Below are 24,287 nucleotides of genomic sequence, written 5' to 3'. Positions count from 1 at the left end.
CGTGTGTCCCGGTGCGGCGGTCATCGCCAGGCGACCGGACGCAATCCGAGCGCGGCGGACACGGTCCATACGACCTGGGACGGGTGGTCCAGCATCGTGCTCGTGACGTGGCGAAGGTCCCAGCCCGCCTCCCGCACGGCGTTGGCGCGTCCCCGGTCGTCGTCGAAGGCGCGGCGTCCGTGGTGGGCCCGGTACCCGTCTACCTCGAGGGCGACGCGCTGCCGCGGGTAGGCGAAGTCGAGGCGGCGGCGGCCGGCCGAGGTCTGGATCACGAGCTGCGGGACGGGGAGCGGGAGCCGGGCCTCCCGCAGGATCGCGAAGAGCCGCGTCTTTAGCTCGCTCTCGATCGGCCGGTCCGGGTCTCGGTGGCGGAGGAGTTCGGCGAGCCGCCCGGCGCCCGGGATGCCACGGTGGGAGCGGAGGTGATCCCGGAGGCGGCGGAGGTCCAGTCCGTTGCGGTGGGCGCGGTCCAGCGCCGCCTCGAGCTCGGTGTCCGGGAGGTGGGCGGCGAGGTCGAGGAGGGTCCGGGCTCGCGTCGTCACGTACAGGGGGCCGCGCCGGACGACCTCCAGCCTCCCCCACCGGCTCGTCCGGACGACCTCCACGCCCGCCGGGCGCGGGTGCCGGGGGATCGGGACGACGATCCGCGGGACGGCCGGCTCGGGCAGCCCGAGGTCCCACAGCACAGCCGCGGACGTGCCGGCCACAGCGGCGGGGGAGCCGCACGCGAGCCAGGCCGACATCGTCTTCTGAGGCTGCCCGGACGGGGTGGCGGCCGTGCGGAACGTGTCCCCGTACATCCGGACCCAGACCCCGGACGCGCTCCGCGAGCGGACCGTCCGCCGCGGGAACCCGGCGGCCACCGCCTGGCCCCCGGTGAAGATCCCGTGCTGCTGGGCCGCCACCGCGGCCAGGCGTCTGTCCCTGTCGCCCACGCGCGCCTCCCCGATCGAGGGGAAGGCGTCCCCATGTGAGCACCCAGCGCCGACAGGACGTCCGGAACGGGACACGCGCCCACGTCCGGCGCGGTCCTGGCGAGGTGCGTGTCCCGGGACGGCAACATCCTGCCGCTCCGGGACACACGACCGGTCGAGGCGAGCCGGGCGCGCGACGCGTGTCCCGCGACGGCAAGAGCGCCGTCGCGATACCCCCGGCTCCCTCTCAGCTCCCTCACAGCTGAGGCACAGCGAGGCGCGATCCGGACGCGCGACGATGGGAGCGTGGGAGACGAGCAGCAGCGCGTCCTGGTCGTGGACGACGAGGCCAACATCACGGACCTCGTCGCGACCGCCCTGCGCTACGAGGGGTTCGAGACCGCGACGGCGCAGTCCGGACGCGAGGGGCTGCGCCGCGTCGAGGACTTCCACCCCCACCTCGTCGTCCTGGACGTGATGCTGCCCGACCTCGACGGGTTCGAGGTCCTGCGCCGGTTGCGCGACGGGGGCCGTCCCACGCCCGTCCTGTTCCTCACCGCGCGCGACGCCGTGGAGGACAGGGTTCGGGGCCTGACGACCGGGGGCGACGACTACCTCACGAAGCCCTTCAGCCTCGAGGAGCTCGTGGCGCGGGTGCGCGCGGTCCTGCGCCGAGCCCACGGGGCTCCCGGGGCGGCGTCCAGGCTCACCTTCGCCGACCTCGAGCTCGACGAGGAGACGCACGAGGTGTGGCGGTCCGGACGCGCCATCAGCCTCACGGCGACCGAGTTCAAGCTCCTGCGGTACCTGATGGGCAACCCGCGCCGGGTGCTCTCGAAGGCGCAGATCCTCGATCACGTCTGGAACTACGACTTCGGCGGCGACGCCAACGTGGTCGAGACCTACATCAGCTACCTGCGCCGCAAGGTCGACGCTGAGGGCCCGCCGTTGATCCACACGATCCGCGGGGTCGGGTACAGCCTCCGGCTCCCACAGGGAGCGTAGGTGTCGCTGCGCGCGCGGCTGGTCGTGGGGCTGCTCGCGATGGCCGCGGTCGGGCTGCTGCTCGCGAACCTGGCCGTCTACGCCTCGATGCGGTCGTTCCTGAGCGCGCGCGTCGACCAGCAGATCGAGGCCGCCCGCCAGCCGGCGACGCGCGCGCTCTTCGAGGGCCGCCCGGACAGGCCCGGTATCCGCCGTGCGCCCCGCCCGAGCACCTACCCAGCCGGCACGTGGGCGGCGATCCTCGACAACGGGGCAGTCGTCGCCGAGACCTGGCTCGGTGAGGCGCCGTCGTTCCAGCGGCCGCGGCTCCCCGACTACCTCGACCCCGTGACCGAGACCGATACCCACCGCTTCTCCACGGAGTTCCTCCCCGGCACCGCGGCCGCGTTCGTCGTCGCCGTCCCGCTCACGGAGATGAAGCAGACGCTCGCCCGCCTGTTGTGGATCATGGCGCTCGTGGGGGTGTCCGTGCTGACGGCGCTGGCCGCACTCGCGACGTGGGTGGTTCGCGTCGGACTCGCGCCGCTCGAACGCATGGCGCAGACGGCATCGGAGATCGCCGCCGGCGACCTGTCCGCACGCGTGGGCACGACCGACCCTCGCACGGAGGTCGGACGGCTGGGGGTGGCTCTCAACGCGATGCTCGCGCAGATCGAGCGGGCGTTCGCCGAGCGGACGGAGTCCGAGGCCAGGCTGCGGCGTTTCCTCGCCGACGCCTCCCACGAGCTGCGGACGCCCCTCACCTCGATACGCGGGTACGCGGAGCTGTTCCGTCGCGGGGCGCGCGCCCGCCCGGACGACCTCGCGAACGCGATGGCCCGCATCGAGGACGAGGCGGCTCGGATGGGCGTGCTCGTCGAGGACCTGCTCGTCCTGGCTCGCCTCGACCAGGGACGGCCCCTGGAGCGGGAGCCCGTGGACCTCGCGGCGCTGGCGGCGGACGCGGTGACCGATGCCCGCGCCAGCGACCCGGACCGGCCGATCGGGCTGCGGACGTCCGGGCCGGTCCCCGTGCTCGGCGACGGGATCCGGTTGCGTCAGGTGCTCGCGAACCTGCTGTCGAACGCGCTCGCGCACACCCCGGACGGGACCCCCGTGGATGTGGACGTCTCCCGGACGGGGCAGCACGCCGTCCTGCGGGTGGTCGACCACGGACCCGGCGTCCCCAAGGGGGACGAGCGGCGCGTGTTCGAACGCTTCTACCGCGCGGACCCGTCCCGGACCCGCGACACGGGGGGAGCCGGTCTCGGTCTGTCGATCGTCGACGCGATCGTCCGGGCGCACGACGGATCGGTCCATGTCGAGGGGACGGTGGGTGGCGGGGCGACCTTCGTCGTCCGGCTCCCGATCCTCAGCGACCTCTCAGGTGGGGCTCATGGGGAGCCCAGCCCGGCGCGGTCTGATGTCCCCGGCACCACACGGGATCCGCAGGAACGAGGAGGAGTGTCATGAGGTCGATCGTGAAGGCGGTGGCTCTGGTGGTCTCGGGGATCGTGCTCGGTTCGGCCGTCTCGGTCGCGGCGCAGGACGGGAGCGCCGAACGCCCCCCCGGCCGCGAAGGGAGGCCTTGGGTCCACAAGGGTGGACCGTTCGGCGCGCTGCGGTCGGAGTCCGTCGTCCCGGACCGCGATGGGGAGGGTTTCGTCACGGTCCGTGCGGATCGCGGCGAGCTGACCGACGTCGACGGACAGCACCTGACGATCCGGGAGGACGACGGCCACGTCGTCCGGGTCGCGGTGGCGGAGGACACGGCGATCCGCCGGGACGGGTCGCAGGCCGGCGTCGGCGACCTGAAGGTGGGCGACCGAGTGCACACGATGCGGACGGAGACGGAGGCCGGGTTCGTGACGCGCTCCGTGCATGCGGTCTCCCCCGGACGCTGGGCGGAGATGGAGAAGCGTCGCGAGGCCTGCCAGCAGGACCGCACCCGGTGCCGCCGCGGAGGTCGCGGCCACGGCGAGAAGGACAGGGTCGAACGTGCCCCCGCGCCGTCGTCGGACACGGATGGTTCGGTCGAGCCCGCCCCGGCGCCGGCTCACGTCGCCCTGTAGGGCCTACAGACCCTATGGACACGTGGATCGTCGAACAGCAGCGTCCGTACGGACCCCGAGCGGACGAGCCCACCTCCGAGCCCCCGGCGCAGCGGCGAGACCCAAGGGGATGGCGGTGGAAGGGCCTCGTCGTGCCGTTCCTCGCCGCGCTGTTGGGTGGGGTGGTGGGGGCCGGGTCCTTCGCCGTGGCCACGGACCGTCCCCCGGCTGAGGTGCGGGTCGCGGCTCCGTCCGGACGGACCGGCCCATCGGGGGTGGCGGGGGTGGCCGCCGCCGTCGCCCCCTCCGTCGTGAGGGTGGACTCGACGGCCGCCGCGGGTCCCTTCGGGCGAACCGCGACCGGGACCGGATCCGGTGTGATCTACCGCTCGGACGGCTACGTCATCACGAACGCTCACGTGGTGGACGGCGCCCGCCAGGTCGAGGTGACGCTCTCGACGGGTGAGACGCTCCCGGCTCGGGTGGTGGGTGACGCGCAGCCCAGCGACGACATCGCGGTGTTGAAGGTCGATCGCTCCGGCCTCCCCGCGGCGACGGTCGGGACGATCGAGGAGGTGGACGTAGGAGATGCGGCTGTCGCGATCGGGAGCCCGTTCGGGTTGGAGGGGACGGTCACAGCGGGCGTGGTGAGCTCGCTCCACCGCAACATCGACCTGGGCGGCGGTGTCCGGCTCACCGACGCGATCCAGACGGACGCGCCGATCAACCCGGGCAACTCCGGCGGCGCCCTCGCCGACTCGCGTGGCGCGGTGATCGGGATCAACACGGCGATCGTGGGGTCGGGTCAGGGCAACGTCGGCGTCGGCTTCGCGGTCCCGATCGATATCGCGCGTCGTCTGGCCGACGAGATCATCGAGACGGGGACGGCGAGCCGGCCGTTCATGGGGGTAGCGGGCGAGGACGTGCCCGGGGACCGCGGTGCACTCGTCCAGCAGGTGACCCCGGGCTCCCCGGCGGACGCCGCCGGGCTGCGGACGGGGGACGTCATCGTCGCCATCGACGACTCGCGCGTCGGCTCCATCGCCGAGCTCATCTCCGTCCTGAGCCGGAGGTCCGTCGGCCGAACCGTCACCGTCACCTACGAGCGGGACGGCGAGAGACGGACGACGAGGGTGACGCTCGCCGCGCGCGACCGGGTCTAGGCGCGCTTCACGTAGCGGCCCGGGAAGTCCTTGCCGACCTCCCCGTCGCGCAGCATCGGGATGCCGCGCACGAGCGTGGCCACCGGCCACCCCTTCAGCGGCACACCGTTGAAGGGGGTGTGGTCCTGGGCCGACCGGCACAGCTCGGGCGTCACGACCTGCTCCCACTCCGGGTCGACGATGGTGAGGTCGGCGTCGGAGCCCACCGCGATCGTCCCCTTGCGGGGATAGAGGTTGAAGGTGCGCGCCGGGTTCGCCGCCGCGAGCCGCGTCATGTGTTCGAGGGTCAGTCCCCGCCGGTGGTGGCCCTCCGAGATCAGCACCGGGTAGAGCAGGGCCGTGCCCCCGAAGCCGGGCAGGGCCGGCCACAGGTCGTCTCCCTTGGCGTCCTCCATGCAGCACGCGTGGTCGCTCACGACGGTGCCTACCTGTCCGAGACGCACGCCTTCCCACAGGGCCTCGTTGTCCTGCGCCGTCCGGATGGGCGGGTTCACCTTGCCTCCCAGGCCCTGCAGCGACTCGTGGTTCAGCGCCAGGTGGTGGACGGTCACCTCGAGGTTCGCCTCGAGGTGCGGGTAGCGCTGGGACACCTCGACGGCGGTGCGGAGCGCGTCGGCGGAGGACAGGTGCAGGAAGTTCACGCGCGCCCTCGTGTGGTCGGCGAGCACCCCCGCCTCCTCGATGGACAGGCGCTCGGTCAGCGGCGGACGTCCGGCCGAGTACTCGGCGAGCCCGGAGACCGATGGATCGCGCTTCGCCCGCTCGATGAAGACGCGCAGCAGCTCGGCCTGCTCGCAGTGCAGAGATAGAGAGATGCGTCCGGGGTGGCGCGCGTCGACCTCCGCCACCGCCTCCATGATCTCGAAGAGGTGCCCGAGGTCGTACTCCTCCGACATCGTGTACGACTTCGCGTCGCGGCTGGCGGCCGCGAGGTCGAACCCCTTGTAGAACATGTAGTACTTGAAGCTCGAGACACCCATCTCGTCGACGAGCCACGGGATCTCGGTGATGTGCTCGGCCGTCATGGGGGCCAGGTGGAAGGCGTAGTCGACCTTCGCGTGGCCGTCGACGCGCTCGAGCACCTCCGGGAAGATCTCGCGGTAGGGGCCGGTCCTGTTGAGGTAGTGGGAGCCGGTCCGGAAGTAACTGATCACGCTCGTGACGCCGCCGACGAGCGATGAGGTGGTCTCCGACTCGGTGTCCGTGGTGATGTCGCGGTAGATGCCGAGGTGGTAGTGGGAGTCGACGGCTCCCGGGAGCACGACCTTCCCGGACGCGTCGATCGCCTCGTCGGCGTCGCCCGGGCCGAGCGAGTCGGAGATCGCGGCGATGCGTCCTTCGCGGATGCCTATGTCCGCTCGCAGCTCGCCGACGAACGGGATCACGACCGTCCCGCCGGTCACCACCAGGTCGAACCTCGCCATCATTCCCCCTTCGCCTCGGTCGCCGGAGCCAGGATCGCTGCCGCGTCCGCCCCGTTCGTCACGGCCTCCTCGATGCCCTCGATCGCGTCCGGCGGAAGGACGCGCAGCGCGTTGTCGCGGAACTTCCTCCTCAGCTCGTCGGGGCTCAGCGGGCGCTGCGGCCCGCCTCGGTTGTGCTCGACCCGCTCCACCAACTCGTCACCGTCGGTGGTGCGTACGCGCAGGACGGCCGGGAACTGCTCGGGGAAGATGGCGCCCGCCCACTCGTCGGCCACCACGGACACCTTCGCGGCCAGCTCCTGCCGGACCGGCTCCCGGCAGAGCTCGTCGGAGAAGTCGTCGAGGCCCAGGCCGAGCCCAGACCCCCCGACGAGCGCGGAAGCCACCGTGTACGGACCGCTGAACTGCGCCTGGTAGCCGGTCGCGGGAGCCCGCTTCGACTCGATCGGCTCGCCGATCGTCCGGACCGTGGGGCCTGCCACGCCGAGCTCGATCCACTGGACCCGCTCCGGACGCAGCCCCCGCTCGCGCAGGGCGAGCGCGGCGTCGATCCCCGCGTGGGTGAAGTGGTTGGCGGGGTAGGGCTTCACGAAGATGCGCCGTGCCTCCCAACGGGAGCCGAGACCCTCGACAACCGCGTCCCCGTCGAACCGTCCGGACAGGAAAGCCTGGAAGAACCCGAACCTCCCCTCGAGCGCCGATGCCGGACCGGTGAACCCGCGGGAGGCGAGCATCGCCGCGGTCACCGCGGACTGCGCCGCCCACCCGCAGTGCAGTCGCTTCACGGTCCCGCCCGTGCGGTTGCCCTCGATCACGCCCGAGGCCATCGAGACCGCGATGCCCATCGCGTGTCCGATGCCGTCGGCGTCCAGGCCGAGCAGCCGGGCGGCGGCCGCCGCGCCCGCGATCGCTCCGCACATCGAGGTCGCGTGCTGTCCGCGGTCGAAGTAGGTGGAGTTGCGGGCCTGTGCGTCGTACCCGGCCATGCCGAGCCGCACGCAGACCTCCAGTCCCGCGCCCACCGCCGCGCGGAGGCCGGCCCCCGAGGCGCCGGCGAGCTCAGCCCCCGCGAGCGCGGCGGGGACCACGCTCGCGCTGGGGTGCAGCACCGAGGGGAGGTGCGTGTCGTCGTAGTCGAGGGAATGGGCGAGCACACCGTTGACGAACGCGGCGTTCGGGGCCGGGAGCCTGTCCCGGATGCCGATCGCGGTCGCCTGGGGGGCTCCCCCCATCTCGGTGGAGTGGGCGACGGCGGCCTGGCTCGTGTCCAGGCGCAGGGCGCCGAGGGCGACGCCGAGGGTGTCCAGGATGCGGTCGTCCACCGGGAGGTCGTCCGGGATGTCGGCCTCAGCCACGAACCCGGCGAGCCTGGCCACCATGCTCACGCCGGCACCACCGCGAGAGGCCTCACCGGGGAGCCGGTCGCCCCGACCAGCTTCAGCGGGGACATCACGAACAGGAACTCGGTCACGCCCGCCTCGGCGAGCTCCTCGAGCGCCAGCGTCTCGATGATGTGGATGCCGTGCTCGACGAGCAGGACCCGATGGGCGGGGAGCAGCGCGTGTCCGGCTCCCGGAGCGACGCGCTCGAACGCGATCGTGTCGGCACCGGCGGCCCGCACCCGGTGTGACGCGAGCCAACGGGCTCCCGCCTCGCCCGGACCGGGAACCCCGGAGTCGTGTCCGACATAGGCGTCGAAGTCGGGCCAGAGCCGTCCCCATCCGGTCCGGACCAGGGCCACGTCGCCGGGATGCAACGGCACGGGACACGCCGCCTCCAGCTCGTCCGGGGTGACCTCGTGTCCGGGCTCGCACACGCCGAGGTCGATCAGGACCCCGCGACAGACCACGGGCTCGACCTGCTCGACGCCGTGCGTGGAGAACCGGCCCCCCGTCTGCGCCTCGGCCGCGTCCACGCCGCCGTACAGCTTCATGCAGTGGGAGACGTGGGAGAGCGCGTCCACGTGGGTGCCGACGTGGGTGCCGGTGACGAGCAGCTCGCTGGCCGCCGACCCGCCGTCGTCGCGCATCACGTCGCCGTGGCGACGCTGCAGGGCGGTCCGGTACTGGGGGTGGTTGGGGGATTGCGGCATGCCGATGAACATCTCTCGTCCGAGGTCGAAGACGCGGATCCCGGAGCGCACGGCTGCGAGCAGCGCGTCGGTCGCCGTCGCGTGCTCAGGCAACGACGCCACGCTCCCTCAGCTCCGCGATGCGCTCGGGGTCGACGCCCAGGGAGCCCAGCACCTCGTCGGTGTCCGCGCCCCGGTCCCGGCCGGTGAACCTGATCTCGCCCGGGGTCCGGCTCATCCGGAAGAGCACGTTCTGCATGCGGACCGGTCCGAGATCGGGGTCGTCGACCGTGGTGATCATATGGGTGTCGGTCACGTGGGGGTCGTCCATCAGGTCGGCCACGTCGTACACGGGGGCGATCGCGCAGTCCGCCGCCTCGAACGCCTCGACCACCTCGTCGCGGGTCCGCTCGCCGATCCACTCGGCGACGCACGCGTCCAGCAGGTCGCCGTGCTCGGCCCGTCCCTTGCCGGACGAGAACCAGGGCTCGTCGATCACCTCGGGGTGCCCGACCAGGTGCATGACGCGGGCGGCGATCGTGTCCGCGCTGGTCGATATCGCCACCCAGCGGTCGTCGGCGGTCCGGTAGGTGTTGCGGGGGGCGTTGTTGTCCGAACGGTTGCCCGTGCGCGGCTGCACCTCGCCCGTCTGGTCGTAGACGATCGGCTGGGGGCCGAGCACCGAGACGATCGGCTCCAGGATCGAGATGTCCACGCACTGGCCCCCGCCCGCCCGCACGTCGCGGTGGTACAGGGCCATCACGGCCGAGCAGGCGGCCGAGATGCCGGTGATGCCGTCGGCGAGGCCGAAGGGGGGCAGGGTCGGGGGCCCGTCCGGCTCCCCGGTGATGGCGGCGAACCCGCTCATGGCCTCGGCGAGCGTCCCGAACCCGGGCCGGTGCGCGTACGGTCCGGTCTGCCCGAACCCGGTCACCCGGACGACGACCAGTCCCGGGTTGATCCCGTGCAGGACGTCCGGGCCCAGCCCCCAACGCTCGAGGGTTCCCGGGCGGAAGTTCTCCACGAGCACGTCCGCCGTCCGGAGGAGCTCCTTGAACACCTCGGCTCCCGCCGGATCACCGAGGTACAGGCCGATGGTCCGCTTGTTGCGGGACAGCATCTTCCACCACAAGGGCACCCCGTCCTTCGACGGCCCGTGCCCGCGCATCGCGTCCCCGCGCTGGGGGTGCTCGACCTTGATGACGTCCGCCCCGAAGTCGCCCAGGATCTGACAGCAGAACGGTCCGGCCAGGACCGTGCTGGCGTCGATGACCCGGACGCCGTCGAGCGGTCCGGACATCACATCCCGTCGCCGTCCCAGCGGCCCGCCTTGCGGGACCTCACCGGGAGGCTGGACAGGATCGGTGCGGGGGTGGGGTCTCCCTGCTTGTACGGACGGCCCGCTCCCCAGTCGTGGCTGCGCCGGTCGGTGCGCTCGTCGGGGTGCTCGAGCGATCGGGGGTCGGCCAGGCCCATCGCCTCGTGCGTCGGGACGGCCTCCTCGTCGTCGTGCGTGTGCTCTCCGTGGCCGTGCTCCGCCATCCGGGCCCGTTCGAACGCCTTCGCGAGCTGGACGAGGCTCGGGTCCGGACCGGTCCCGTGCGGCTTGTACGGGACGTCCTTGGCTCCCCTGTCCCACTGGAACTGAAGGCTCTTGTACAGGTGGGCCAGGTCGTCGGGGTCCCGCCACGGCTGAGCCAGGTCGTGGGTGGACTGCGACCAGACCATCCGGCCCCCGTTCGGACCGTAGTTGACCGCCTCGCCGCCCCACCGCACGTACTCGTTCTGGGTGTACCAGTTGGTGAGCTCGCCGTCGGACCGCAGGAGCCAGGTCGCCCCGCCTTCCATCGACGTGAAGTGGCCGTGCTTCACGCGGGCCGGACGGAAGAAGTAGGTGCCCTCGACGAGGGTGCCGAAGTTGTACGTCATGTGACCCTGCGTCGTGTAGGCCTCCTCGTAGCACGGGTGGTGGGCCAGCCGGTGGTCGGCCCACCCCTCGGACGCGTGGACGAGGCGGGTGTAGAACCCGGACACGGGATCGATGTGCAGGTACTTGATCAGCAGGCCCGGCATCGGACCCTCCACCGCCACCGGGTCCCACTTCATGGCCTCGGTGTCGATGACTATGACGTCCTCGTAGGCGTCGTCCCAGCGGGGGGCGTTGGTCGAATCGACCGGGTCGAACCCGGCGTCGCCGTACTCGCGGTAGTGCAGGATCGTCGTCCCCTCACGGAAGGTGATCGCGTCGCCCGGCACCCCCTTCGGGATGTAGACGTAAGCGCCCTTGCCCATCCGCTGTCCGCCGTAGGACATCTCCCCGTCCAGCACGTAGAACTCGGTGTTGGCGTGGAGGATGCCCGGCCCGCGTCCCCAGTCGGTCTCGAACCGGATCTGCAGGGAGCAGGACCCGTCCTCCTCGTCCACGGAGAGGCGACGCTCGGCGGCCCGGCCCTCGCCCCCCGGGAGCTCGGCGGCGTGCCAGATGTAGTCGTCGGCGTGGATCAGCTCGACATGGGGTCTCATAAGCCCTCCCCGGCCCGTGTTCCTGTCAGCGGTACAGCGTTCCGAAAACGTAGCGGTCTCGGGGCGGGGTGTCAACGGGAGAGGGCGCCCCGGGGGGCGCCCTCTCGGACTCCGTCTGCGGTGGGCCGCTCAGATGTGTTCGCGTGCCGGCATCTGTTCGATGGAAGGGGCGTCCTCGTGGCGGTGTCCATTGCCGTTGCCGTTGCCGTTGCCGTTGCCGTTGCCGTTGCCGTTGGTCCCGTGGTCCACCACCAGGGCCCGGGTCTGAAGAGCCGGCTCGACGGCCTTCGGCTCGTCCTCGGCTAGGGCCTTCTTCAGCTCGGGCAGCGAGCCTCCGTTGCGGAGGGTCTCCACGAACCTCTTAGCGGTGTCGAACATGACCGGCAGCTCGAGGTAGTCGATCCCGATGGCCGCCCAGGCGAGCCACATGGGCCAAGCCGCCATCGGCGAACCCGAGAACTTCTCGACCACGAACTCGTCGGTGATCCACAGGATGTGCAGCCACTGCGAGTTGAGCAGCACGAGGTAGAGCATCGGCTTGAACCTGACCTGCTTGCGGAGCTCGTTCACGTAGATGAGGGAGACGCTGACCAGCGCCGGCATCTCGAAGAGGTCGACGACCACGAGCAGGGCGAGCAGGGGTCCGGAGGCGGGGAAGTAGCTCTGACCCGTGAGGCGCTCGGCGACCACGTCCAGCGACAACCAGGTCAGGTGGAGGAGCTGCATCGTGAACAGGACGAGGGCCACGGTGACGTTGAGCTTGTAGTTCTCCTCGTACCAGGCCCAGAAACGGGCGATCTCCGTCCTGAGGAATCCTCGGCGCTCGGCCTCGTTCTTCTTCAACCGCAACCTCCGTCACTCGCCCCGATCTGGGGACAGGGCCACTTAACCTGGCTAGTTAGGGTTACTTTACTTGCGTTTCTCTCAGCGGTACGCTGTTCCAGAAACGTACCACGGGGGTATGACGTGTCAAACGTCACCCGTGCGATCCGGGGACTTTGCGCGCTTCGCGCTAGTCGGGGGAGGCCTCGCGGCGGCGTCGCTCGAGGAGCTCCCGGAGCCCGGCCTCGTCTCCCGTGCGCAGCAGCTCGACCGGGTCTGGGGTCCCGTGCACGACCGAGTCGAAGAAGGCCTTGCGGGACCGATAGGTCGGGAGCGTCGCCTTCGCCCACCCCCGCACCTCGTTGAGGATCTCGGCCAGCCGCGCGTAAGGCTCACCGAACGCGGCCGCGATCTCGTCTCGCATCCGCTGCGCGAGGGCGGGCGAGGCTCCCGAGGTCGAGACCGCGATGGCGACGGGTCCGTTCCGCACGACCGCCGGCAGGATGAAGCTGCAGAGAGGCGGGACGTCCGCGACGTTGCACAGGGTCCCCCGGGCGTCCGCGTCCTGGGAGACGGCGACGTTCAGATCCGTGTCGTCGGTTGCCGCGACCACCACGAAGGCCCCGTCGAGGTCCTGGGGGAGGTAGCCCCGGCGGGTCCAGACGATCGACCCCTCCTCGGCCAGCCCCGCCAGGTCCGCGACCGCCTCCGGGGAGACGAGCGTGACGTCTGCGCCGCAGGCGAGGAGGCCCTCCACCTTCTCGAGGGCCACCGGCCCCCCGCCGACCACGACGCAGCGACGTCCGGTGAGGCGCAGGCAGGCGAAGTAGGACGGCACGTCCACCAGCTCCCGGACGCAGCGCTCGTCGCAGACCTCGATCCGGTGGCGGCAGACGCAGGGGCCCCCCGCGAAGGCCGACGCGGGCATGGCCAAGTCTACGCCGGCTCCCCTTGCGCGCCCGTCCCGCGGTCGGACACGCTGAGGCGTGGACACGCCCTTCGCGCAGCGACGCCGGGAGCTGATGGACGCCCTCGGGGACGACTCGATCGCCGTGATCGCCGGCGCCCCGGCCCCGGCCGACGAGGGCCCGTTCCGCCAGGACCCCGACCTGTGGATGCTCACCGGGTTCGCGGAGCCGGACGCGGTCGCCCTCTTCGACCCAGGCCACCCCGAAGAGCGGTACGTCCTGTTCGTCCGGCCCCGCGACGAGCTCGCCGAGCTGTGGGACGGGCCGCGCGCCGGTCCCGAGGGAGCCATCCGCGACCACGGGGCGGACGCCGCGTACCCCATCGGGGAGCTGAGCGCGAAGCTGCGCGAGCGGGCGATCGGGCGCTCGGCCATCGTCTACCGGCTCGGCGGCTCCCACGACTCGCTCGTCACCGGGCTGATCCAGCAGGCCCGGGCCATGAGGTCCCACGGGGTGACGGTCCCCGACCGGATCGTGGACCCGACCCCTGTGCTGTGGGAGATGCGCGTCCAGAAGACCCCCGCGGAGCTGGAGTCGCTGCGGCGCGCCTGCGCCATCAGCGCCGAGGGCCACCTGGAGGCGATGCGGGTTGGCGCCCCCGGCGCGTACGAGTACGAGGTGCAGGCCGCGCTCGAGCACCGGTTCCGCATGTCCGGGTCCAGGCGCAACGCTTTCGGCACGATCGTGGCGTCCGGTCCCAACGCGTGCGTGCTGCACTACGTGGACAACTCCCGGCGGATCGAGCAGGGCGACCTCGTCCTGGTCGACGCGGGAGCCGGGTTCGGCGAGATGGCCGGCGACATAAGCCGGACCTTCCCCGCGGACGGGTCGTTCTCGGGCCCGCAACGCGACCTGTACGAGGTGGTCCTGGCCGCCAATGAGGCGGCGGTCGCGGCGGTGCGTCCGGGGGCCTCGATGAAACAGGTGCACGAGACCGCCCGACGGGTCCTCGCCGAGGGCATGGTCGCGCTGGGGCTGCTGCCCGGACCGGTGGACGACGCGCTCTCCATGCAGCACGACCGGACCTTCTTCCCCCACGGGACGAGCCACCTGCTCGGCATGGACGTCCACGACGTCGGCGCCACGCGCCTGGAGGGAGCCCCCCGCCCGCTGCGCAGCGGCATGGTGTTCACGATCGAGCCCGGACTGTACGTGTCCCCCGGACGGGAGACCGTCTCCCTGCCGCTGCTCCCGATCGATGAGGAGGCCCAGTGGGAGCGGAGGCTGCGCCTCGGACCCCAGGCGTCCAAGCGGGTGGAGGACGAGGAGCGCGCGGGGGCCGAGGAGATGGAGCACCCCGTGCCCGAGGCCTTCTGCGGCATCGGCATCCGCATCGAGGACGACGTCGTCGTGACGGAAGGCGGGTGCGAGGTCCTCACCTCGGGCGTGCCTAAGGCGGTCGCGGAGGTGGAGGCCGCCTGCCGGCGCGCTTGACTGCCCGAGGGCGGTAAAAGAAACTTTACCGGTCCCGGTGCGGGACGCCGAGCGTCAGGGGGTCCGGGTGGCGGAGAGGGAGCGAAGCCCCGGCCCGTCCGTGCCATTCGAACCGCCTGACACGCTCGTCATCTCCGAGCTCCCGGCCCTGCGGGCCATCTCCGACCCCCTGCGCATGAGGATCCTGGAGGAGCTGTGTCCGCGGGAGCGGTCCGTGGGCGAGCTGGCCGCGATCGTGGGGTCGACCCGGCACCGGCTCTACTACCACGTCCGGATGCTGGAGAAGCTCGGGCTGATCCGGGAGACGTCCCAGCGGACCGTCTCCGGGGCGGTAGAGCGGCTGTACCGGGCCTCCGCCCGCACCTTCGTCGTCTCGGCCGAGATCTCACCCGCCCTGCTGGCCGGGTCGATCGCATCGGTGTTCGGACAGACGCTGCGCGAGGTCGAGGCGGCGGTAGGTCGCCAGCTCGGCGAGGAGAAGCGCGAGGACCCCCAGGTCACCGTCCTGCGCGCGATCGCCCCCCTCGACCCGGACCGCCACCGCGAGTTCGTGCGCCGGTTCAAGGCGCTCGTGCAGGAGATGGAGCAGGACCCGGACCAACCGGGCGACGTGACGAGGTTCGGCCTGCTGATCGCGATGGCTCCGGTGCTGGAGGAGGAGTCCTGAGCTCACCCGGCGCCCGGCGAGCGCGCCTCCAGCTGATACGCCTGCTCCCCTCGGTCAGCCTGCCGATGACCCTCGTGCTGGTGGCGGCGGTCCTGATGGGGGCCGCCTTGCCGGTCGCCTTCCAGCTCGCGAGCGGGGCGCTGGTGGGGACCGTCCCGGGGGCGGTGGCCGGAGGCCCCGGCTCCCCCGCGGCGGACCGGCTGCAGCTGGCCCTCGTGGCCGTCGCGGTCGTCTTCGTCGCCCAGCAGGTGCTCGCTCCCGTCCGGACCGGGTTCGCCGAGGCGTTCGGGAGGCGGGTCGACGGCGCGCTGCGTGCTCGGACGATGCGAGCGGTCCTCGCCCCGTCCGGGATCGCCCACCTCGAGGACCCGGAGGTCCTGGACCGCATCTCGGCCGCACGCGGGGTCGGAACCGGCAACTGGAAACCCGGGGACGCGATCGTCGGGCTGGCCGGTGCGTGGAGCAACCTGCTCGCAGGCGTCGCGTCGGCCGTCGTGCTGGCGACCTTCCACCCGCTCGCCGCCGCCTCCCTGCTGGCCGTCTGGGTCGTCGTCATCCGGCGGTTCCGCCGGGAGTTCATGGAGGTCGTGGAGGTGCACGTCGGGGAGACGCCGGTCCTGCGCCGGGCCCAGTACCTCCGCGACATCGCCTTGGCTCCCGCTGCCGTGAAGGAGACGAGGATCTTCGGGTTGTCCAGATGGGTGAGCGCGACCTTCGACGAGCACGCCGTCTCGGCGCTCCGAGAGGTCTGGCGGCGCCGGAGCAAGGGCTGGGGAGCGATCGCCTGGGCGGTGGCCCTGATCGGCGCGGCCAACTTCGCGACCATCCTCCTGGTCGGGTTGGCCGGGGCGCGCGGGACGATCTCGCTCGGGGAGCTCACCGTCTACATCCAGGCCGTGTTCGGGGTCGGAGCCCTGGCCAACATCGGAGACAACGAGCTGCGGGTCGCTTACGGGGCCGGGTCGGTTCCCCCGCTGCTCGAGCTCGAGCGGTCCCCGAGCCCAGCCGCCCTCACGGGCCTGCTTCCCGCCGACGGCGCCCCACGCGAGGCGATCCGCTTCGAGGGCGTCCGGTTCCGCTACCCCGGGCGGGACACGGACGTGTTCGACGGGCTCGACCTGACCATCCCGGCCGGACGCTCCCTGGCCGTCGTGGGATCAAACGGCGCCGGCAAGACGACGCTCGTGAAGCTGCTCTCCCGCCTGTACGACCCGCAGGAGGGACGCGTCGCGGTGGACGGGGTCGACCTGCGCGAGATCGACCCGGACGCCTGGCAGCGCCGCATCGGCGCCATCTTCCAGGACTTCGTGCGCTACGAGCTGTCTGCGCGGTGCAACGTCGGGTACGGGGCGCTCGACCGGATCGACGACGACGCCGCGCTGACCGAGGCGGCTCGCCGGTCCGGCGCTTGGCCGGCCATCGAGTCGCTGGCCGACGGCTGGGACACCCCTCTCGCCCGTCACTACGAGGGGGGAGCCGAACTGTCCGGAGGGCAGTGGCAGAGGGTCGCCCTCGCCCGGGCCCTGTTCGCCGTGAAGTCGGGAGCCGGGGTGTTGATCCTCGACGAGCCCACGGCGAACCTCGACGTCCGCTCTGAGGCCGATATCTACGACCGCTTCCTCGAGCTCACGCAGGGGCTGACCACGATCGTCATCTCGCACCGCTTCTCCACCGTGCGCCGGGCCGACCGCATCGTGGTCCTCGAGGGGGGACGCGTCGTCGAGGAGGGATCCCACGAGGAGCTCATGCAGCGGGGTGGCCGGTACGCGCACATGTTCCGTCTCCAGGCGGCGCGGTTCACGGACACCGAGGAGGCCGTCTGATGCGCGGCATGTGGACGATGGTCCGCTTCGCCTTCCAGGCCGACGCATGGCGGGCGAGCGCGAGCCTGGTCCTGTCCGTCGCCAGGAACGCCTTCGAGCCGGTCTTCGCGCTGGCCCTGAAGATGATCGCCGACGCCGCCCTCGCCGCGGACGCATCCGCCGTCTGGACCACGGCGGGGCTCGTGACGGGCGCCCTCGCGCTGGTGATCCTGTCCGGGTGGTCGGGGTTCCACGCCGACACGGTCCTGCAGGAGAAGATGAGCGTCCTGATCGACCGGCGCCTGATGGACCTCGCCGGCGGCATCCCCTCCATCGAGCACCACGAGCGTCCCGACTACCACGACCAGATCGAGCTGCTGCGCTCGGACACCCAGGCTCTCTCGTCGGTGCAGCGGCAGATCGTCGAGAACATCGGGACGGTCGTGCGCGTGGGCGCGACCGCGTTCCTGCTCGCGCGGATCCACCCGGCGCTGCTCGCCCTGCCCCTGTTCGCGATCCCGTCGCTCGGGACGAGCGCGCTCGCCGAGTCGTGGCGGCAGAGAGCGCGGGAGCGGACCGCGTCGGAGGTGCGGCTGTCCCGGCACCTGTTCGACCTCGCCACGACGCCCGCCCCCGGCAAGGAGCTGCGGCTCTTCGGGCTGAAGGGGGAGCTGGTCGACCGCCACGACGCGGCCTGGCGGGTCGCCGACCGGGAGCAGAACCGCACCGCCCTGCGCGGCGGCGCGCTGGTCACGGCGGGCTGGCTGCTGTTCGGGATCGGCTACGTCGGCGCCGTCGTCTTCGTGGTGAGGCGGGCGATGACGGGCCGGGCCACCCCCGGGGACGTGCTGCTCACCCTGACGCTCGCGTCGGCCGTGAACAACCAGGTGCAGCAGTCCGTGATGATGCTGATGTGGATGCTGCGGTCGCTCGTCGTGGTCCGCCGCTATCTATGGCTGCAGGAGTACGCGGCCGAGAGGTCGAGGCGGGCTCCCGACCCGGCGCCCGTCCCGGCGCGGATCGACGAGGCGATCGTCTTCGAGGACGTTTCCTTCCGCTACCCGGGCACGGAGACCGACGTCCTGACCGGGGTCGAGCTCACCATCCCCGCCGGCTCGACGGTCGCGGTCGTCGGCGACAACGGCGCCGGCAAGTCGACGCTGATGAAGCTCCTCGCGCGCTTCTACGAGCCGACCTCGGGCCGGATGACCCTCGACGGCGTCGACATCTCGCGCTTCGATCCCGAGCGGTGGCGTGAGCGGCTCTCGGCCGGGTTCCAGGACTTCGCCCGCTTCGAGTTCGTCGCGCTGAACACGGTCGGCGTGGGCAGGCTGCCCGAGCTGGACGACGAGACGGCGGTGGGGGCGGCGCTGGGACGCGCCGGCGCCGCCGACGTGGTGGACACGCTGCCGCAGGGTCTGTCCACGCAGCTCGGACGCACCTTCGAGGGAGGCGTGGAGCTCTCGGGCGGACAGTGGCAGAAGCTGGCGCTGGGGCGGGCGATGATGCGTCCGGACCCGCTCCTGCTCATCCTCGACGAGCCGACCGCGTCGCTCGACGCCGAGACGGAGCACGCGCTGTTCGAGCGGTACGCGAGCGCGGCGGGGCGGGTGGCCTCCGAGACGGGTGCGGTCACCGTGCTCGTCTCCCATCGCTTCTCGACCGTGCGGATGGCCGACCTGATCGTCGTGATCGACGGGGGCCGGGTGGTCGAGCACGGCTCCCACCACGAGCTCATGGCGCGCGGGGGACTGTACGCGGAGCTCTTCGAGCTCCAGGCCCGGGCCTACAGATGAGCCCGTCACTCGTCCGCTTCGAGCCGGTCCGGGTCGACCTCGTAGCGTCGCAGCGCGGGGACGAGCATCGCGACGATCACCACCCCGGCCACGCAGGCGAGCCCTCCGGCGCCCACGGCGAACACCGGGGAGGCCAGCGAGGCGAACGCGCCCGACCAGACCTCGCCGAGGCGTGGACCCGAGATGACCACCATCAGGTTGACGGCCGTCATGCGTCCTCGGAGCCGGTCGGGGACCATCATCTGCAGGATCGTCCCGCGGAAGATGGCGCTGAACACGTCCGACATCCCGGCCGCCGCCAGGAAGACGAGCCCCAGCCAGAACCATCGGTTCACGATCCCGAACGCGGCGATGGCCAGTCCCCACCCCGCCACCGCGATCAGCACGGCCGCCCCCTGCCTCCGGACGTGCTGGACCCATCCTGCGAAGAGGGCCCCGGCGAGCGCGCCTGCGCCGGGCGCGGCGAAGAGCAGTCCCAGTCCCTGCGGGCCGACCGCGAACACCTCCTCGGCGAAGAAGGGGTACAGGGCTCTCGGGGAGCTGAGGAACATCGCCATGAGGTCGATGCCCATCGTCGAGAGGAGGACGCGGTTGCCCCTGAGGTAGCGCAGGCCTTCCACGAGCGAGCGCAGCCCGGGGCGGCCCCCGTCCGCCCGACGCGCCGGGGGCCGCATCATGGCCACCGCGGTGATCGCCGCGCCGTAGGTCGCCACATCGACCCAGTAGGTGGTGGCGAGCCCGACCCAGGCGATCAGCAGCCCGCCGACCGCCGGGCCGATCACACCGGACGTCTGGAAGAGGACCTGGTTGAGCGCCATCGCGGCGGGGATCCGCTCCCGGCCCACGAGGGAGGGGATCATCGACTGGCGGGCTGGCCCGTCCAGCGCGCTCAGCGTGGCTCCCGCCGCGGTCAGCGCATACAGGTACGGGAGCCTGGCGAACCCGGTCGCTGTCCCGACGGCCAGCCCGACGGATACCCCGGCCAACCCGACCTGGGTGAGGAGAAGGAGCTTCCGGCGGTCCACGTGGTCGGCGACGACGCCTCCCCACAGGGAGAACACCATCAGCGGGACGGCTTGGAACAGTCCGATCATCCCGACGGCGAGCGGGGAGCGGGTGAGGAGCCACACCTGGTAGGGGACGGCGACGAACCGCAGCTGCGACCCGCTGAGGGAGACGAGCTGCCCGAACCACAGCAACCGGTAGTCGCGCGACGCCCGCAGGGGCGTCACGTCGATCGTCATCCGCACCCACCACGGCCGGCGGGCTCGCTCGCTCGGTCTCATGCGGCCGGCTGACCGTACAAGAGGAGGAGGGTCCATGCGCATCGCGATCTTCGGGGGGACGGCCTTCATCGGGTGGCACCTTTCCAGGCACCTGGGCTCCCGGGGACACGAGCTGCTGCTCGTCCATCGGGGCAAGACGGAGCCGGAGGGGCTCCCGGACGCCGAGCACCTGCACGTGGAGCGGTCCGAGCTGGCCGGCGCGGCTGCGGACGTGGCCGCGTTCCGCCCGGACGTGGTCGTCGACTGCCTGGCGATGAGCCGCGAGGGAGCCGAGGCCGGTCTGGCCGCGATCCCCGAGGGCGCCCGGGCCGTCATGTGGTCGAGCGTGGACGTGTACCGGGGCTACACGGCGATGATGCGGGAGACGTGCACCGACGCCGTGCCCTTCTTCGAGGACTCCCCCGTACGGGAGGAGCGGTACCCCTACGCCGACCAGGGGCACACCACCTACGAGAAGCTGGACGCCGAGGAGGCCTACCTGGCCCGCGGAGGCACCGTGCTGCGGCTATCGATGATCTACGGACCGCGCGACTACCAGCGGCGGGAGGAGTTCGTCCTGCGGCGCCTCAGGGCGGGCAGGGACCGGATCCCCATAGGGAGCGGGGGGTTCGTCACCTCCCGCTGCTTCGCTCCCGACGTGGCCGAGCTGACCCGGCTCGTGTGCGAGCGCGAGGACGTCGGGGGCGAGGTGTTCAACGCGTGCGAGCGGGCGGCGTGGCCGATGGCCGCCCTGGCCCGCGAGATCGTGGACGCCGCCGGCTCCGACGCCGAGCTCGTGAGGGTGCCCGACGACCGGCTCCCCCCGGACATGGGGATGACCGGAGCCATCGCCCAGCACCTGCTCGCGTCCTCCGACAAGGCGCGGACGGTCCTGGGCTGGTCGCACACCGACCCGCGCGAGGCGCTGCGGGAGACGGTGCGCTGGCACCTGGACAACCCGCCGCCGCAGTCGGACCCAGACTTCTCAGCCGACGACGAGGCCTTGGCCGCCGTCGCCGGCTGAGGTCCGGACCGCTACAGCCGGTCGCTGCTCGGCTCGTACGGGTCGCTGCCGCCGAAGACGGCCGACGGCGTCGTGCGGCGCAGGTTGAAGTTGGACGTTCGGACGCTCGCCCGGCCCGCCTGGTCGGTGACCGCCTCGCCGACGGCTCTGCCGTCGATGTAGAACGACACCACCTGTCCCGCGATGGGGGACCCGTCCTCGGCCGTCGTCAGGACCGCCGACAGCCCGTTGGCCATCGTCCGGCTCCCCCCGACCGTGGACGCCTGGAGCGTCAGGTCCGTCGGCACGCTCGTCTGGACGTGCTCCTGTCCGACCACGTACGGACACGCGCCCCCCGCGGAGTCGGCGGTCGGGGTCACCGCGCCCGCGTAGCGCTGCGACAGGATCCGGAACCCGTCGAGCCTCGTCCCCTCTCCGATCGGCGCGCTGGCGGGCCTGGCGGCGGCGAACGCCGCGGCGGGCAGCGAGATGCGCACCTGGTCGGCGCCGGAGTCGAACGCGCCTGTCACGCCCTGGGCGGCGCCGGCCACGGTCCCGCCCGGACCGACCAGCCTGAACTCGTTCGCGAGCCCGACGTGCTGGGAGGCGACGAAGTTGTACTCGACCGAGTCGTGGGTGAAGTAGTAGCGCAGGTACCGGCCGGTGGCGCCCGGGGGCGGACCGTCGTACAGGTCGTCCAGGGTGATCGTCGCGGTCAGCGTCTCGGTCTCCGGCGCCCACGCGAAGCGGCCCTCGACGATGTCCAGGGAGGCCTCATTGGGTGCGGGGGTGCTCTCCACGACGACGCCGGTGGCGTCACCCTGCGCGTCGACCACCTGCGGGCCCGTGTCGGTGCACGACGCGACCGGGCCGTTGCCGAGGTCGGCCTCGAACGTGGTGAGCGTGGACGCCCCGGGCACCCGGTCGAGGACCATGATGTCCAGCGCGCTACCGACCTCGTTGCCGCGAGCCTGCGTCACCAGGACGCCCTGCGGGGGCGTCGTCGCCGGGGGGAACTGGGTGTACCTCTGCAGCAGCACCTGCCACGACCACGGCTGCGAGCCGTGGGCGCACGGCGTGATCGAGGGGTGGCGGTCGAGCTCGGTCAGCTCCCAGCGGGAGCCGTTCCACCCGCCGGTGTTGTGCATGATCGAGCCGTCCCAATCGAGGTTGCGACAGTCGGCGTCGGAGTTGAGCCCGTACAGGTCGGGGGCGTTGAAGGCGTAGTGCAGGAGCTCGTGGGCGCCGGTGTACCCGAAGTGCAGGTCGTCCTCCCACGGCACCACCAGCTGGCCCACGCGACCCATCGAGATCTGCGTGCACGACTGGGCGATCGCCCAACCGCCCCAGGTGTGGCTGTCGAACGGGACGGTCGTCTGCACGAGCATGTCGGCGAGGCTCGAGTGCTCGTTGAAGCACCCGGGGGAGATGAACGGGGGGTTCACGGCGTGGTCGACGGCGGTGTCGGTCACCAGGACCTTGCCCACCTGAGCGTGGCCGTCGGTGGCGTCGTAGATCCTCTCGGCCATGATCCGCATCCCCTGCGCGATGTCCGACAGGGCCTGGTCGGCCGGGATCTCCGCGGGCAGGGTCTTCGAGTCGAGCTGCACGAGCAGGTCGATCGTGTAGGCCGAGCCGTCGTAGTCGTTGTAGGCGTTGACCGCCTCGAGCTGCCTGACATCGGAGCGCTGGCCCGTGATGTCGTCCACGACCTGGTACCAGTAGGTCCCGCCGGCGGTGACGAGGTGGGCGACGGACATGCCCGCCGTGTCGGGTGTCGTCGGGATGATCCCGGCGAACCTGTCGAGCGCGTCGGGACTCTCTCCATAGACGACGTACCCGAGCACGGGCTGGGAGGCCTCCCACGCGAAGACGGCCCGGAAGCCGGTCTTCGTCGCGAATCCCTCCACGCGGGTGAACAGCGACGGGTCGGACTGGGCTTGTCCGGCCAGCGGCGCGAAGCCGAGTACGAGCATGGCGGTCAGGACGAGACAGATACGGCGCACGTGAGCCTCCCTCGGTCGGAGCAGCAACCCTCTCGCCGGGGGAAACGGCTTCAGGGGTGGGAACCGTCGGTGCGATCCCCTTGCCAGCCGAGCCGAGGGTATCCCGATATGTCCGTTTCCGCACCCGTCGGCGGACCTCCCGGCGATATCCTCCACGGATGCCTCCGCAGACCGTCCTGGTGACCGGTGGGGCCGGCTACATCGGCTCCCACACCGTCCTCGAGCTGCTCGGGGCGGGCCACGACGTCATCGTCGTGGACAACCTCTCCAACAGCTCCCCGGTATCGCTGGACCGGGTGGGCCAGATCACCGGGCGCCGGCCCGCCCTCCACGAGGTGGATCTCCTCGACTCCAACGGGCTGCTCTCGATCTTCGAGCAGTACGACTTCGACGCGGTGATGCATTTCGCCGGGTTGAAGGCGGTCGGGGAGTCGGTCGAGCAGCCCCTGCGCTACTACCGCAACAACGTGGTCGGGACGATCAACCTGCTCGAGGCGATGGAGGGAGTGGGCCTACGCCGGATCGTGTTCTCGTCGTCGGCCACCGTCTACGGCGAGCCGTCGCAGCTGCCGGTGCGCGAGGACGCGCCACTCGGGGCGTTGAACCCGTACGGACGGACGAAGCTGATGATCGAGGACATGCTGCGCGACATCGCCGCCTCGATCCCCGGCTGGCACGCGGTGCTGCTGCGCTACTTCAACCCGGTGGGGGCGCACCCGTCCGGACGCATCGGTGAGGATCCGGCGGGCATCCCCAACAACCTGATGCCGTTCGTGATGCAGGTGGCGTCCGGACGCCTGGACGAGCTGGCCGTGTTCGGGGACGACTACGACACCCCGGACGGCACCTGCATCCGCGACTACATCCACGTCGTCGATCTCGCGCTCGGACATCTCGCCGCCCTGGACCGCATCGACCGGCTCGAGGGATGCCACGCGGTCAACCTGGGGACCGGACGCGGCTACTCGGTCCTCGAGGTGGTGGAGGCGGCCGGACGGGCGGTCGGCGAACCGATCCCGCACAGGATCGGACCGAGACGCCCCGGTGACGCGCCCGCCGTGTACGCCGACCCGTCCACCGCCGAACGGGTGCTCGGGTGGCGAGCGGAACGCGACCTGGACGTCATGTGCGCCGACCACTGGCGCTGGCAGCGGTCCAACCCGGACGGGTACCGGTCTCAGTAGCCGAGATCGACATCCACGAGGCCGAGCAGCTCCTCGCCCTCACGGTCCCGGCGCAGGTTCTCGGCCACCCGCTCGGCCAGCAGCGGGAGCCCGATCTCCCAGTGGTTGGCGACGTGCGGGGTGATGATCGCGTTGTCCATCTCCCACAGGGGGTGTCCGTCCGGCAGGGGCTCGGGGTCGGTGACGTCGAGCGCCGCCCCTCCTATGGTC

Annotated in this window: 21 protein-coding genes; 10 read left to right on the top strand and 11 right to left on the bottom strand. The window is 71.8% G+C overall.

Annotated features, from left to right (window positions below; genetic code table 11):
- Positions 1–20: 20 nt before the first annotated feature.
- Positions 21–935, bottom strand: coding sequence for a type IV toxin-antitoxin system AbiEi family antitoxin domain-containing protein (locus VM840_11540; GenBank protein ID HVL82209.1), 915 nt, complete (start codon positions 933–935; stop codon positions 21–23).
- 285 nt (positions 936–1,220) lie between these two features.
- On the opposite strand from VM840_11540, the gene VM840_11535 reads away from it, so the two are divergent.
- Genes VM840_11535 through VM840_11520 form a run of 4 tightly spaced genes read left to right on the top strand, consistent with a single transcriptional unit; the run spans position 1,221 to position 5,112 of the window.
- The gene (locus tag VM840_11535) at positions 1,221–1,919 is read left to right on the top strand and encodes a response regulator transcription factor (protein ID HVL82208.1); all 699 of its coding nucleotides are present in this window, start codon (positions 1,221–1,223) and stop codon (positions 1,917–1,919) included.
- On the top strand, positions 1,920–3,371 hold the full coding sequence (locus tag VM840_11530; GenBank protein HVL82207.1) for a HAMP domain-containing sensor histidine kinase: 1,452 nt from the start codon (positions 1,920–1,922) through the stop codon (positions 3,369–3,371).
- Complete coding sequence (locus VM840_11525) at positions 3,368–3,970, top strand: hypothetical protein (protein ID HVL82206.1); 603 nt, start codon at positions 3,368–3,370, stop codon at positions 3,968–3,970. The genes VM840_11530 and VM840_11525 overlap by 4 nt, the downstream gene beginning before the upstream one ends.
- 14 nt (positions 3,971–3,984) lie before the next feature.
- Complete coding sequence (locus VM840_11520; protein HVL82205.1) at positions 3,985–5,112, top strand: trypsin-like peptidase domain-containing protein; 1,128 nt, start codon at positions 3,985–3,987, stop codon at positions 5,110–5,112.
- On the opposite strand, the gene VM840_11515 is transcribed toward VM840_11520, so the two are convergent.
- From VM840_11515 to VM840_11485, 7 genes are all read right to left on the bottom strand, one after another.
- Positions 5,109–6,536: a dihydroorotase family protein gene (locus VM840_11515; protein ID HVL82204.1), complete on the bottom strand. Its 1,428-nt coding sequence runs from the start codon at positions 6,534–6,536 to the stop codon at positions 5,109–5,111. The two genes, VM840_11520 and VM840_11515, sit on opposite strands and share 4 nt — an antisense overlap.
- Positions 6,536–7,915: an MmgE/PrpD family protein gene (locus VM840_11510; protein HVL82203.1), complete on the bottom strand. Its 1,380-nt coding sequence runs from the start codon at positions 7,913–7,915 to the stop codon at positions 6,536–6,538. Before VM840_11510 ends, VM840_11515 begins: the two co-directional genes overlap by 1 nt.
- A gap of 2 nt (positions 7,916–7,917) precedes the next feature.
- Positions 7,918–8,640, bottom strand: coding sequence for a cyclase family protein (locus tag VM840_11505; GenBank protein HVL82202.1), 723 nt, complete (start codon positions 8,638–8,640; stop codon positions 7,918–7,920).
- Positions 8,641–8,713: 73 nt separating this feature from the next.
- Entirely contained in the window at positions 8,714–9,907 is a 1,194-nt protein-coding gene (locus tag VM840_11500; GenBank protein HVL82201.1) for a CoA transferase, read from the bottom strand.
- Positions 9,907–11,130, bottom strand: coding sequence for a DUF4437 domain-containing protein (locus VM840_11495; GenBank protein HVL82200.1), 1,224 nt, complete (start codon positions 11,128–11,130; stop codon positions 9,907–9,909). The genes VM840_11500 and VM840_11495 overlap by 1 nt, the downstream gene beginning before the upstream one ends.
- A 129-nt stretch (positions 11,131–11,259) precedes the next feature.
- Positions 11,260–11,973, bottom strand: a complete 714-nt coding sequence (locus tag VM840_11490; protein ID HVL82199.1) for a hypothetical protein — start codon at positions 11,971–11,973, stop codon at positions 11,260–11,262.
- A 169-nt stretch (positions 11,974–12,142) separates the two neighbouring features.
- The gene (locus VM840_11485; GenBank protein ID HVL82198.1) at positions 12,143–12,880 is read right to left on the bottom strand and encodes a bifunctional precorrin-2 dehydrogenase/sirohydrochlorin ferrochelatase; all 738 of its coding nucleotides are present in this window, start codon (positions 12,878–12,880) and stop codon (positions 12,143–12,145) included.
- Between the two features lie 58 nt (positions 12,881–12,938).
- Between VM840_11485 and VM840_11480 the strand changes: the two genes are divergently transcribed.
- The 4 genes from VM840_11480 to VM840_11465 all read left to right on the top strand — a co-directional run bounded on the left by VM840_11480 (position 12,939) and on the right by VM840_11465 (position 18,619).
- Positions 12,939–14,354: an aminopeptidase P N-terminal domain-containing protein gene (locus VM840_11480; protein ID HVL82197.1), complete on the top strand. Its 1,416-nt coding sequence runs from the start codon at positions 12,939–12,941 to the stop codon at positions 14,352–14,354.
- Between the two features lie 100 nt (positions 14,355–14,454).
- On the top strand, positions 14,455–15,021 hold the full coding sequence (locus VM840_11475) for a winged helix-turn-helix domain-containing protein (GenBank protein HVL82196.1): 567 nt from the start codon (positions 14,455–14,457) through the stop codon (positions 15,019–15,021).
- 65 nt (positions 15,022–15,086) lie between these two features.
- Complete coding sequence (locus VM840_11470; GenBank protein HVL82195.1) at positions 15,087–16,844, top strand: ABC transporter ATP-binding protein; 1,758 nt, start codon at positions 15,087–15,089, stop codon at positions 16,842–16,844.
- Complete coding sequence (locus VM840_11465; protein HVL82194.1) at positions 16,844–18,619, top strand: ABC transporter ATP-binding protein; 1,776 nt, start codon at positions 16,844–16,846, stop codon at positions 18,617–18,619. Before VM840_11470 ends, VM840_11465 begins: the two co-directional genes overlap by 1 nt.
- Positions 18,620–18,624: 5 nt before the next feature.
- Here VM840_11465 and VM840_11460 read toward each other — a convergent pair whose 3' ends face one another.
- Positions 18,625–19,863, bottom strand: a complete 1,239-nt coding sequence (locus VM840_11460; protein HVL82193.1) for an MFS transporter — start codon at positions 19,861–19,863, stop codon at positions 18,625–18,627.
- A gap of 76 nt (positions 19,864–19,939) precedes the next feature.
- On the opposite strand from VM840_11460, the gene VM840_11455 reads away from it, so the two are divergent.
- The gene (locus VM840_11455; protein HVL82192.1) at positions 19,940–20,908 is read left to right on the top strand and encodes an NAD-dependent epimerase/dehydratase family protein; all 969 of its coding nucleotides are present in this window, start codon (positions 19,940–19,942) and stop codon (positions 20,906–20,908) included.
- A gap of 11 nt (positions 20,909–20,919) precedes the next feature.
- Here VM840_11455 and VM840_11450 read toward each other — a convergent pair whose 3' ends face one another.
- Complete coding sequence (locus tag VM840_11450) at positions 20,920–22,893, bottom strand: hypothetical protein (protein ID HVL82191.1); 1,974 nt, start codon at positions 22,891–22,893, stop codon at positions 20,920–20,922.
- Positions 22,894–23,051: 158 nt separating this feature from the next.
- Between VM840_11450 and galE the strand changes: the two genes are divergently transcribed.
- Complete coding sequence (galE, locus tag VM840_11445; protein ID HVL82190.1) at positions 23,052–24,077, top strand: UDP-glucose 4-epimerase GalE; 1,026 nt, start codon at positions 23,052–23,054, stop codon at positions 24,075–24,077.
- Here galE and VM840_11440 read toward each other — a convergent pair.
- Positions 24,071–24,287: NAD(P)-dependent oxidoreductase (locus VM840_11440; protein HVL82189.1), on the bottom strand; the 217-nt coding region annotated here is incomplete at its 5' end. The genes galE and VM840_11440 overlap by 7 nt on opposite strands.

The sequence above is a fragment of the Actinomycetota bacterium genome (assembly GCA_035540895.1).
Taxonomy (GTDB): Bacteria; Actinomycetota; JAICYB01; order JAICYB01; family JAICYB01; genus DATLFR01.
This window is presented reverse-complemented; position numbering and strand designations above follow the sequence as displayed.